Origin of the sequence: Microbacterium sp. Marseille-Q6648, assembly GCF_943181415.1 — a bacterium.
Classification (GTDB): Bacteria; Actinomycetota; Actinomycetes; order Actinomycetales; family Microbacteriaceae; genus Microbacterium.
The window spans coordinates 393121-405237 of record NZ_CALPBZ010000003.1; the positions used below are offsets into that span (position 1 = coordinate 393121).

The window sequence follows — 12117 nt, forward strand, 5'->3', positions numbered from 1 at the left end:
CATCAGTGGTGGACCAGAACCGGGCAGTGCGCGTGCTCGGCGCACTGGGCGCTGACCGAGCCGAGGAGGAGACCCGAGAAGCCGCCGTGTCCGCGGCTGCCGACGACGAGCAGGTCGGCGTCCTTGCTCTCCTCGATGAGGGCGGCCGCGGCCGGACCGGGCACGGTCTTCTTGCTGATCTCCTCGGGGACGGCGCCGTCGAACCGGCCGGTGAGCGCCTGATCGAGCACGGCCCACGCGTCGGCCTCGGGATCGATCGAGTCGGTGTAGCCGGTGAAGACGGGCGGATACGTCCAGGCCGCGACGACGACGAGCTCCGCCCCCGTGGCCTCGGCGAGCTGCCAGGCGTGACCGAGAGCGGCCGCGGCCTGCGACGAGCCGTCGACGCCGACGACGATGCGGCGATACAGCGGGGCGCGCTCGGTTGCTTCGTTCATACCCCCAGCATGGGCCATGCGGCCGCGGACGGGAGGGTCGGAGGTCCCGCCCGGGTCTGAGCGGTTGACACATGGGGACCCCGTTACCTAACATGGCCTGAACCCGTGAGAGCGCTCCCACAACAAATTTGCCGCGGCGTGTGAGCGCTCCCGCATCCTTCGAGGACGAAGACAAGACGAGGAAGTCCATGCGAAAAACCCCTGCCCTGCGCCGCCCAGCGGCGGCTGCGATCGCCGTCGCGCTGACGGCGACCACCTTGAGCGCCACGGCCTCCGCAGCCGGCGCCGCCGAGACCGAGCTGACGCTCTACGACTTCGAAGACGGCACCTCCAGCCACATTCAGTGGGGTGACGCCGGGGCGGGAGTCCAGGCCTACGAGGGTTCCGGCATCCCGACCCCCGACGCCGAGCCGAACACGCACATGCTCTCGTACGGCTTCGACCTGGTCGCCGGGCCGAACTACTACGGCGGCATGGGCTTCGAGTTCGCCGGCGGTCAGCCCGCGCAGGACTGGTCGGCGTACGACGGCGTGCAGTTCTGGCTGTACGGCGACGGCCAGGGCGGCACGATGCAGGTCGAGCTGCTCGATGCCGTCAGCGCCGACCCCGGCGTGACCGACCGCTACGACGTCGTGGTTCCCGTCGGCGAGGTCGGCTGGCGCCTGGTGCAGGTTCCGTTCGCGGACTTCCAGCGCGCGACCGACTACCAGGACGGCGGCGCCCCCAACGACGGCAGCCTCGACCTGGACTTCGTGCGCGGCATCCTCTTCCCCGGCAACAGCGGCGCGGGCGTCGTGAAGATCGACGACATCGAGCTGTACGCCGGTGCGGTCGTGGCTCCTTCGGTCGGCGTGGGCGCGACCTCGCTGAACGTCACCGAGGGGTCGGATGCCGTCATCCCGGTGTCGCTGAACACCGCAGCCGACACGGATGTGACCGTCGAATACGCCACCGCCGACGGCACGGGTGTCGCCGGCACCGACTACACGGCGACCTCGGGGACGCTCACGATCCCCGCGGGCGAGACGAGCGCGAACATCACGGTTCCGACGACGGCGAACGACCTCGCCGACGGCAACCGCACGTTCACCGTCGCCCTGTCGAGCCCGGCCGGCGCCACGCTCGGTGCAGGCACCTCGACGGTGACCATCCGCGACGACGACGCGGGCGAGCCCACCGGTCCGAGCGAGCCCGGCTTCGTGATCGAGGACTTCGAGTCCGAACTGATCCTGGGCGACCCGGCCGCGGTTCCGCCGCTCGGCTGGTTCGCGGTCGCGGGTGCGGGCAACGTTCCGACGTTCGAGCGCACGCCCGACACCACGCGTCCTGACGCGGCCGAGGGCAACGACGCGCTGCAGATCGGCCTCGATACCGCCTCGTGGGCTGTCGTGATCGACAACTTCACGCCGGACGGGTCGACGTGGGCGCCGCAGGACTGGAGCACCTACAACTCGCTCGGGTTCTGGATGTACGGCACCAACTCGGGTGCGCCGATGTTCCTCGACGTGCTCGACAACCGCAACCCCGACTCCGAGGTCGATGACGCCGAGCGCTTCTCGGTGCGCTTCGCCGACGACTTCACCGGGTGGAAGTTCATCGAGGTCCCCTTCGACCAGTTCGCGCGCAAGAACATCGGCAACGGCGCTCCCGACGACGGGTTCACCCTGACCGAGGTGCACGGCTTCGGCATCGGCGTGGAGCAGACCTCCACGCGCGTGACGCCGACGATCCGCATCGACGACGTGCAGCTGATCGGCACGGCCGAGGTGCGTCCCGTCACGATCAACGTCGCGCGTTCGACGTTCCCCGTCACCGAGGGCGACACCGTCGACGTCGAGGTGCGGCTCACCCGCGTCGCCGACGAGGACGTCACCGTCTCGTACCGAACCGAAGAGGCGACCGAGCGCACGTCGACCGAGGACCTTCCGGCTACCGCGGAGCGGGACTACGTCTCGACCGAGGGCACCGTGACGATCCCGGCCGGTGAGCGCAGCGCCTTCATCCCGGTCGAGACGATCGACGACGCCAAGCCCGAGGTGGACGAGACCTTCCTCGTTCGCCTGAGCGACCCGCAGGGTGCCGAGCTCAACCCGCTCGCGCTGGCGCGCGTCAGCATCGCCGACAACGACGTGGCCGACGGCACGATGCTCGAGGACTTCGAGAACGGCATCGGCCTGCTGCGTCCCACCGGGGACGCCGAGCTGGACGACCGTGAGATCGCGGCATCCGACGCCGACGCCTACCCGACGCAGGACTCGTACGAGACCGTGCTCGACATGGTCGGCGACGGCGGCTTCGAGCGCACGCTGCAGCAGCCGCGGGACTTCTCGGGCGACGAGGGTCTCGGCATGTGGTTCTACGGACAGGGCGACGGTGCGCCGGTGACGGTGACGCTGCACGACAACGCCGCCGCAGACCCCGGCCCCGAGGCCTGGGAGCTTGCATGGTCGGACGAGTTCGAGGCCGCGGCGGGCACGCCTGCCGATCCGCGGTTCTGGACCTACGAGACCGGCGGCTGGGGTTGGGGCAACGACGAGCTGCAGTACTACAGCGACTCGACCGACAACGCCGCGCACGACGGCGACGGCAACATGGTGATCACGACCCGCAAGGTCGAGGATCCGGCTGCCGCGGGTCTGGACTGCTGGTACGGCGACTGCGAGTACACGTCGGCACGCCTCATCACCGAGGGCAAGGTCGAGGTCAAGCACGGGCGCATGGAAGCGCGGGCGAAGATGCCGGACGGCGAGCCGGGCATCTGGCCGGCGATCTGGACGCTCGGCAACGACTTCCGTGACGTCGGCTGGCCGCGCACCGGTGAGATCGACATCATGGAGTACGTCGGCAAGCTGCCGAACGAGATCTTCGGCACCATCCACGGCCCCGGCTACAGCGGCGGTCAGGCGTACGGCGACACGTACGACTTCGGCGAGAACCTCGGCGGCGAGTGGCTGACGTTCGCGGCGGAGTGGGAAGAGGGCGAGATCCGCTGGTACGTCCAGCGCGATGGCGGCGAGGAGATCCTCTTCCACACCGCTACGCCCGAGGACGTCGCGCCGAGCGACTGGGTGTTCGAGCACCCGTTCACGATGCTGATGAACATGGCCGTGGGCGGCAACTTCGGCGGCCCGCTGGGTGCTGACCTTCAGTTCCCGCAGGAGCTGCTCGTCGACTACGTGCGCGTCTACCAGGCGTCCGACACGGCGGAGCGCTTCGAGGCGTCGTTCGCGGACGACACCGAGGGGTGGCGTTTCGTCGAGGTGCCGTTCGACGCGTTCGAGCGGTCGGCGACGCAGCCCGAGGGTGCACCGAACGACGGTCTGACGCTCACCGCGGTGCGCGGCTACGGCGTGAGCGCCGGTGCGGTGGCGACCGATGACGAGCGGATGCCGGCGGCCGCGGCCGTGGGCGGCGTGTCGCTGGATCGCCTGCAACTGCTCGCCGAGGTCGTCGACCCCGTCGACCCGATCGACCCGGGCAACCCGGGCAACCCGGGCAACGGCGGCGGTGGCGACGGGAACGGCAACGGGAACGGCAACGGGAACGGGAACGGGAACGGAAACGGCAACGGAAACGGGAACGGTTCTGGCAACGGGAATGGCGACGGCAACGGCGGAGCTCTCGCGAGCACCGGCGGCGCGGACGGTGCCCTCGGCATCGCGCTCGGGCTGATCCTGACGATGCTCGGCGGCTTCGCCCTCCTGCGACGGAGGTTCGCAACCACCGGACGCTGAGCGCGCGAAGCGCCGGAGGCCCCCACCTCCGGACGCTGAGCGAGCGAAGCGAGACGAAGCGCCCCCGACCTGGAAATCTCAGGTCGGGGGCGCTTCCTCGTCGTCGGCGCCGTCGGTCAGTGCCCGGCGCCGAGGTTTCCGGTCAGGCGCGCCTGGAGGGCTGCGGCGGTCTCGTTCAGCCCTTCGAACTCGACGGACTTGCCGAGGTGGTCGTACTTGGTGATGACGGCATCCAGGGCAGCGACGGTCGAAGCATCCCAGATGTGCGAGCGCGTCATATCGATCACGACGCGGTCGGGGTCGTGGGTGTACTCGAACTGGGTGGTGAGGTCGTTGCTCGAGGCGAAGAACAGCTCGCCCTCGACCGTGTAGCGGGCGACGGTGCTCTCGTCGTCCACGGTGCGGGTGACGGTGACGAAGTGTGCGACGCGACGGGCGAACATGAGCATCGCGGCGATGACGCCGAGGATGACGCCGATCGCGAGGTTGTGAGTCCACACGGTGGCGACCACGGTGATGAGCATGACGGCGGTCTCGCTCTTCGGCATCCGCTTGAGGGTGCCGGGGCGGATGCTGTGCCAGTCGAATGTCGCGACCGAGACCACGATCATGACCGCGACCAGGGCGGCCATCGGGATGATGGCGACGATGTCGCCGAGCGCGAGCACGAGGATCAGCAGGAAGACGCCGGCGAGGAAGGTCGAGATGCGCGTGCGGGCGCCTGACGCCTTCACGTTGATCATGGTCTGGCCGATCATCGCGCAGCCGCCCATGCCACCGAACAGGCCCGAGAGGATGTTCGCGCCGCCCTGGCCGAAGGCCTCGCGGGTCTTGCGGGAGTGGGTGTCGGTGATGTCGTCGACGAGCTTGGCGGTCATGAGCGACTCGAGCAGGCCGACGACCGCGAGGCCCAGGGCGTAAGGAGCGATGATGCCGAGCGTCTCGAGCGTGAACGGCACGGCCGGGAAGAACAGTTCGGGCAGGCTCTGCGGCAGTTCGCCCTGGTCGCCGACGTTCGGCACGTTGATGGCGAGGGCGACGACGGCGATGGTGAGCAGCACGATCGCGACGAGCGGGGCGGGGACGACCTTCGTCCACAGCGGCATCAGGTACATGATGAGCAGGCCGATGGCCACGAGCGGGTACACCAGCCACGGCACGCCGATGAGCTGCGGGAACTGCGACGTGAAGATGAGGATGGCCAGCGCGTTGACGAAGCCGACCATGACGGAGCGCGGGATAAAGCGCATCAGCTTCGCGACGCCGAGGGCTGCGAGCACGAGCTGGATGAGTCCGCCGAGCAGCACGGTGGCGATCAGATAGTCGACGCCGTGATCGCGGACGACGGGTGCGACGACCAGGGCGATCGCCCCGGTGGCAGCGGTGATCATGGCGGGGCGTCCGCCGAGGAAGGCGATGGCGACGGCCATCACGAACGACGAGAAGAGTCCGAGACGCGGGTCGACGCCGGCGATGATCGAGAAGGCGATCGCCTCGGGAATCAGCGCCAGGGCGACGACGAGTCCTGCGAGCACTTCACGGGTCAGGATGCGGGGGCTCCGCAGCGCCTGCAGGACGGTCGGCTCGATGCGATACCGCGAGGCGGTGTCTCGTTGGGGTGTGACGGCTGTCATGGTGTGCCTTCCACTGAGGGTCCCGTGGCGGGAGCAATCGTCGAGGAACGCCCCGGAGGGCGCAGGCGTCGTTCAGATCGACGCGAAAGAATGGGGAATTGGGCACGAGAATCGCGCTCGGCCATGACTCTAACGTAACGTGAGGGTTGAGTGCGAATCGAAGGGCGACCGCACGTGGAAGGCGATGTGAACGACGAGAAGACGATGCGGATCGGCGAGGTCGCAGAGTTGACGTCGCTGTCGTTCCGGACACTGCGCCACTACGACGAGATCGGCTTGGTCACCCCGTCGGCTCGCACGGAGGGCGGGTTCCGGCTCTATACCGAGAGCGACGTCGCTCGGCTGATGGTGGTTCGTCGCATGAAGCCGCTCGGGTATTCGCTCGAGGAGATGAGCGAAGTGCTGGCGGTCGTGGCCGGCATCCGTGCGGCTGGTGGCGACGCTCGAGGCGGGCAAGCACCGGGCGCGCAAGCATCGGGCGGGCAAGCACCCGGCGCGGACGCACCAGGCGCGGACGCACCGGGCGCCGACGCACGAGGCACGGACGCACGAGGCGCGGACGCACGGAGCGCGGAGCTCGCCGAGCGCCTTGCCGAGATCCGCGCAGAGGCGTCGGCACGGCGCGACAAACTGGCCGCGCAGGTGCAGATGGCGGATGAGTTCCTCGCGCAGCTCGCAGCCCCGACCGAGGCGACCGAGAAGTAGGCAGAGTTCTCCCCTGCGTCGGAGGTGGGGCGTTAGAAGGGTGCGGGGGTGGTGTCGGGTTCGGGTCGGAAGGTGGGGACCCGGCGTTCGGGTTCGACGAGGTAGACCCGTCCGGTGGGTGATTCCCACTCCAGAACCCCACCGGGGCGTTGCCTGACGTCCCAGTCACCGTGGGTCTTCACGATGTGATGACCCTTGCACAGCGGTCCGAGGTTCCAGGCGGCGGTCTCACCCCCGGCGGACCAGGCCAGGGTGTGGTCGATCTCGCATCGGGACGCGGGCATGCTGCACCCCGGCGCGAGGCACCGGTCCGCTCGCCACTTCACCAACCTCCGCAACGCCACCGGCGGCTCATACGAATCCCGCCCGACCGACAGCACCATCCCCGTCTCCGGATGGGTCAGGACTCGCATCCACGAGCGGGCTGCACCACACAACTCCCTGGCCGTGGCGATCGGGATCGGCCCGACACCTTCCACGACCGCCGCATCCGCCCGCGCAGCGTGCTCGTCATCCAGCAGCGACAACACCGGAACGGTGACCACCACACTCGGACGGATCCCCCGCACCCCGGTGGGGTGCTCGGGCACGGTCCCGTCGATCATCAGATCCGCCAGCACATCCGCCCGCACCTGATCCAGACTCCGCGACTCCCCCTCCGCCTTCTTCCACTCCTTACCCATCCGGGTCGCCCGGTCGAAGATCGCATGAGCTTCCACCGCCGGGGCATACAGATGCACCCACGCCATCCCATCCCCGACCTGCTCCACCCACACCCGCCGCGCCTGCACAGCCCGCTCCTGCCGCTGCGCGAGCGTGTCCACCCGCGCCTGATCCACCAGCTTGCGCAGCAACCGCCGGAACACCCCCACCGGATGCGCCACCGCCAACCCCACCGCCTCACCCTCCAGCGACGCAGCCAGGTCGGGTTCGATCGCATCCATCACCGACACGAACACCCGCGCGTGCTGCTCCGTGACCTCGCCCCGCGACAGCACCTCGAACACCCCCCGATACCGGTGCACCAGAGCGTCCGTCATCGTCAGCAACTCCTGCGCGGCATGCTCGGTGATCCCCAAGCCCGCCACCAACTCCAACCGCAACGACCGATCCAACACATCCGACAACGCCCGCCCCGCAACTCCCGCCTCCGCGATCCGCACCGACCGCAACCGATCAATCGCCGCGACCTGCTCCGCGAACATCACCGCCCGCAAACCCGCAACCTCAACCACCCGGTCGAACTCATCCGGACCAAACGGACCATACGGACCCGCGCTCACATCACCATCCACCTCAGGCCAGTTCTCGCCGGCATCGGCCCAATCCAGCCCATCGGCCTCGGAATCTCCACCCGCGAACGCATCGTCGGGGGCAGCATCGCCAGCGGCACGGTCCGGTGCGAGACCATCCGGTTCGACGCCCTCTGGTCCGACACCCTCCGGTCCGGCATCGCCCTCTCCGGCATCGCCCGCTCCGGCATCGCCCGCTCCGGCATCGCCCGCTCCGGCATCGCCCGCCCCGGCATCGCCCGCTCCGGACCCGTTCAGTCCGGAACCGTCCAGTCCGGAACCGTCCGGCTTCGAGTCGTCCGGTTCGGCGCTCGCCGAAGTCCGCGCACCCGGATCACCAGGACCGATCGGACCCGGCTCCCGCGCGCCACCCTCCGGCGTATCGAACGCATAATCGAATGTCATACCAGAAACACTAGAACAGGGTTCCGACATCGAACCTCAGCGTCCCGCGCCACTCCCCTCGCCTGCGCGAGATCGCACACTCACCCAACAGCGGATCGCCCCCGGCGTCGCAACCGACCGACCCCGCCACCCGGGATAGAACGCCACCAGCTGAAGACACCGTCAAGGCTGTTCCCGGCCACCGACGTCCTCCGCCCATGACGTGTGCGTCGATGGCGTTCGCACCGAGGCAGTTCGCGAACTGCGTGACGCGAGGCGATCTGCGGCGCTACGCCCGTTGCGGAACGATCACGTCAGGAGCCCCAACTGAGACGGCCCCCTACCGGCGCCAGACCCTGACCCGCCGCCCAGTCGCCGACCCGACCCGCCACCCCGCCGGACGGCGCCTACCGGCCCGCGATGCGATCCGGCGTTCCCCACCCGCCGACATAGGCCTCGATATGGGGGTGGCCGTCAGGACGCGCAGATCCTCGACGACCAGACTCTCGACGTCGAAACCCGCGCCCGTCCCCCACCGCGCCGCGCGTCGGCGAGCGCGCCGCGAGACGACCGTCCCCGCCGGCCTGCCGTCGCCCGCCTGCAGTTCGAGGCTCCCCACCGAGCCGGTTCCGAGTGCGGAGAGTCGATCGGCCAGCATCCGCCCCGCCGAGGCGAGCACGCCGACGGGCTGATCGAGCGTCCAGGTCAGCGCGCGTCGGCGACCCCGTCAACAATCCCAGCCCGCCACCGCCGCCAGCCTCGAACCCGGCCCCGTCAACAACCCCGCCCCGCCGCCCACGGAACCCGCGCCGCCCCCGGCATCCGCCTGCACGACCCGCGGATCCCCGCGCAGCACGTCCATATCCGGCACCTCGTCGAGCACCACACGCGCGAGCGGGAACGCCGCCAGCACCGAATCGACGAAGACGAACACGGATGCCGCAGCGTGCACCCCTCGCAGATGCACCACCAGGTCGGGCGTACTCGGCAGGAGTCCGCGCCCCGCAGAGCCCGCGACCGGGATCGCCGCCGCCAACCGCAGCGTCTGGGTGTTGGCGGCGTCGCGTCGGTCGTCCTCGCGGCCGGCCCAGTCGGGACCGTCGTGCCACGCGACAGCCTCGGGAACGTGAGCGAGCACGGCTCCGGCCTGCCACGCCCGGTGCGTCCACTCCCAGTCCTCGCCGCCGTACTCGGTGAAGCTCTCGTCGAAGCCTCCAACCTCGTCGAAGAGCGCCCGCGAGCACGCCATCACCGCCCCGATCACGTAACGGTAGGAGCGGTCATCGGCCTCGAGCAGGTTCCCGGTGCGTGCGTACTCGTCGGCGAGCCACTCGGGTTCGCGCAGCGCGGTCTCGGCCGCACGGCTGATCGGCGCATCGGCCGGCAGCCGCGAAAGGTCGGCGTGCCGGCGTCGCCCCACAGTCACCGCGTCCGGCAGCAGAGCCGGCAGGCGGGTCAGCGTGCGCACGTATCCCGGCTCGGGCGCCGTGTCGGCATCGAGAAGACACAGCACCTCGCCCGTGCTCGCCCGCACGCCGAGGTTGCGCACCGCCGACAGCCGGAACCCGCGATCCTTCTGCCGCACCACCCGCACATCCTCGGGAACATCGATCGGATGCCGCGACCCGTCGTCCGCGACGATCACCTCGAGCAACTCGGGCGGATACTCCTGCCGAGCCAGCGCACGCAGCGTGCGGGCCAGGGCATCGCCCTGCTCGTAGTGGGCGACGATCACCGACACCCGGGGCAGCGGATCCGGGACCAGCCCGTCAACGAGATCCCAGCGGTTCCCCGGCACCCAGCGGTCCCCCGGCACCCAGCGGTCCCCCGAAACCCCGCGCTGACCGTCCGTCCGGCCCGGCTCCGCCGCCCGGCCCGGCTCCTCCACCCCGCGACCCGACGCCCCGGCATCCGGCACCGAACCCGGCTCGCTCACGCGGCGTCCCCGGCCCACCAGCGCAGATACGCCGCCGCCACATCGGCGCGGGCCATCGGCATCCGCTCGATGTCATGCCACGTGCTGCCGGGAACGTCGAGCGCCGTGCGCACGGCATCTGCCAGCCGGTCTTCGCGAACCGGCGTCAGCGTGCCGGGCCGAAGCCGCGCCATCTCGTCCACATATCGGTTCTCGACGCAGAGCGGCCGACGCCCCCAGCCGATCCACGACACCAGCGATCCGGATGCCGACACGTGCCGATGCGCGATGACCGGCACCGACACCGCCCGACACCGCGCGGCCATGGCGTCGTCGTCGAGCCATCCCGTCACCTCGACGTGGACTCCCGTCGACGCGGCGCGGCGCACGAAGGCGTCGAGCTCGTCGGCATGGCCGTCCGACGCGCGGCCCAGAACGGTCAGCCGCCCGGCGCCGGCCTCAACCGCTGCCTCGAGTGCTTCGTCGTGGCCTTTGCCGGGGTAGAAGTATCCGAGCACGCCGACCGACCCGTCGGGCACCGGCCGCTCCCCGCCGCCGAGACCGCCCTCACGATCTCCCCCGCCGCCGACCACAGCCGGCACGGGCAGCGCGATGACGGTCGCCTCGTCGTCCCAGACCTGCTCCTCGACCAGCAGCGCGCGCTCGTGCTCGCTGTTGACCGCGACCTTCGTCGCCGCCCGCGCCACCGCGGCGTACGCGGCCCGGCGCCGCGGCAGGTTGCGCGCGCCGTCCGAGGCCTGCGGCACGTCGTGCAGGGTGACCGAGAGCGGATGCCGCCGCGCCACGCCCGCGAGAACACGCGCCGCCCCTTCGGGCGAACTCCCCCACAGCCGGTCGGTGAACTGCACATGCACGGGGGTTCCGGGCGCGAGCTCGTCGAGGCGGGACAGGTCGCACGAACCGACCTCGGACGGAGATATGCCGCGAACGGCATCCGCCAGATCGCGCGCGTAGATCGCGACGCCGTGGGGTCCCTCGTGCGTCAGCAGCACCGGGTGGACGGCGTCGGTCATGCCGCCCGCCACACGGCCAGCAGGTCACCGAGCCGCTCCACGGCACCCGTCACGAACTGCGGATGACGTGCGTACCACTCCCGATGCGCGTCGCGCACCTCGCCGGGCTCGATCGGCTCCCCGCCCACGATCCAGTGCGCGCGCGGTTCCGTCTCGAGCTGCCACGCATCGACGACCCACGCCTCGAGCGGCGCCTGGACCGCGGCCAGCAGCGGCCGCCCGGGGTCGGTCGGCTCCCCGCCGCCGAGCTTGTCGAGTACGCGCGCCGCGAGGGGCAGGAACAGGTCGTTGCCGGGGTGGTTCACCGTCCGCATGAGGCCCTCGGCGACCGGCTGAAGGAGGTCCGACACCGGAACGTCGATGCTGTCCTCGCGCCGGCGGAGTTCGGCGACGGACGCCTCGGCGATCCGCCGCACACCCTGCGGATCGAGCCGGTCGGCCACCGGCAGCCCCGCGGCGACGGCCAGCGTGCGGACGTCGTGGTACGCCACGATCGGCGGGTCTTCCTCCACGCCCGGCACCCGCATCGCCACCTGGAACGGATGCAGTCCCGCGAACCGCACCGATGGCACGGTGATCACCGGGATGCCGCGCCGCGCGCTCTCGCCCAGCTGACGCGTGCCGAGCGGAAGACCGCGATAGTCGTCGCGAATCGGCTGGGCGACGACGAACTCCGCCCGCGCAACGAGGCCGTGGAGCAGTTCGGCGTCCTCCCCTGTCATCTCATGCACGGGCGGGACGCGTAGGGTGGGCCGCTCGGGCCCGTCGAGCACGATCCGCAGCGACTCGGCCTGGCAGTTGCCGACAACGAGTCCGAAGGCCTGGGGAAGCGGGTCGAGCCCGTAGAACGCGCCGTAGTGCCGGCGACGCGCTATCACCTCGGATGCCGGTGACGCAATGGTCTCACCGGTGTCAGAGGCTGTCTTCATACTGTGAACGTACATCGTCGGACTCCTCGCCCTTCTGTTCACCCGTTGCATTG

At 70.3% G+C, this 12117-nt stretch carries 8 protein-coding genes; 2 read left to right on the plus strand and 6 right to left on the minus strand.

Annotation, left to right across the window (positions count from 1 at the left end; translation table 11 throughout):
* Nucleotides 1–2 precede the first annotated feature (2 nt).
* A complete protein-coding gene (locus tag NFR93_RS11990) occupies nt 3–437 on the minus strand; it encodes a universal stress protein (protein ID WP_251453519.1) in 435 nt (144 codons plus the stop codon).
* Nucleotides 438–625: 188 nt separating this feature from the next.
* Between NFR93_RS11990 and NFR93_RS11995 the strand changes: the two genes are divergently transcribed.
* The gene (locus tag NFR93_RS11995; RefSeq protein WP_251453520.1) at nt 626–4171 is read left to right on the plus strand and encodes a carbohydrate binding domain-containing protein; all 3546 of its coding nucleotides are present in this window, start codon (nt 626–628) and stop codon (nt 4169–4171) included.
* Nucleotides 4172–4287: 116 nt separating this feature from the next.
* On the opposite strand, the gene NFR93_RS12000 is transcribed toward NFR93_RS11995, so the two are convergent.
* On the minus strand, nt 4288–5805 hold the full coding sequence (locus tag NFR93_RS12000) for a SulP family inorganic anion transporter (RefSeq protein ID WP_251453521.1): 1518 nt from the start codon (nt 5803–5805) through the stop codon (nt 4288–4290).
* 186 nt (nt 5806–5991) lie between these two features.
* Between NFR93_RS12000 and NFR93_RS16110 the strand changes: the two genes are divergently transcribed.
* A complete protein-coding gene (locus NFR93_RS16110) occupies nt 5992–6510 on the plus strand; it encodes a MerR family transcriptional regulator (protein ID WP_502846288.1) in 519 nt (172 codons plus the stop codon).
* A 32-nt stretch (nt 6511–6542) separates the two neighbouring features.
* On the opposite strand, the gene NFR93_RS12010 is transcribed toward NFR93_RS16110, so the two are convergent.
* The 4 genes from NFR93_RS12010 to NFR93_RS12025 form a co-directional block, all read right to left on the minus strand.
* The gene (locus NFR93_RS12010) at nt 6543–8207 is read right to left on the minus strand and encodes an HNH endonuclease signature motif containing protein (protein WP_285814598.1); all 1665 of its coding nucleotides are present in this window, start codon (nt 8205–8207) and stop codon (nt 6543–6545) included.
* Between the two features lie 706 nt (nt 8208–8913).
* Complete coding sequence (locus NFR93_RS12015) at nt 8914–10122, minus strand: glycosyltransferase family 2 protein (protein ID WP_251453522.1); 1209 nt, start codon at nt 10120–10122, stop codon at nt 8914–8916.
* Nucleotides 10119–11135 carry a glycosyltransferase family protein gene (locus tag NFR93_RS12020; RefSeq protein ID WP_251453523.1) on the minus strand — a complete coding sequence of 339 codons (1017 nt, stop codon included), beginning with the start codon at nt 11133–11135 and terminating at the stop codon, nt 10119–10121. Before NFR93_RS12020 ends, NFR93_RS12015 begins: the two co-directional genes overlap by 4 nt.
* A complete protein-coding gene (locus NFR93_RS12025) occupies nt 11132–12064 on the minus strand; it encodes a WcbI family polysaccharide biosynthesis putative acetyltransferase (protein WP_251453524.1) in 933 nt (310 codons plus the stop codon). The genes NFR93_RS12020 and NFR93_RS12025 overlap by 4 nt, the downstream gene beginning before the upstream one ends.
* Between the last annotated feature and the right edge of the window lie 53 nt (nt 12065–12117).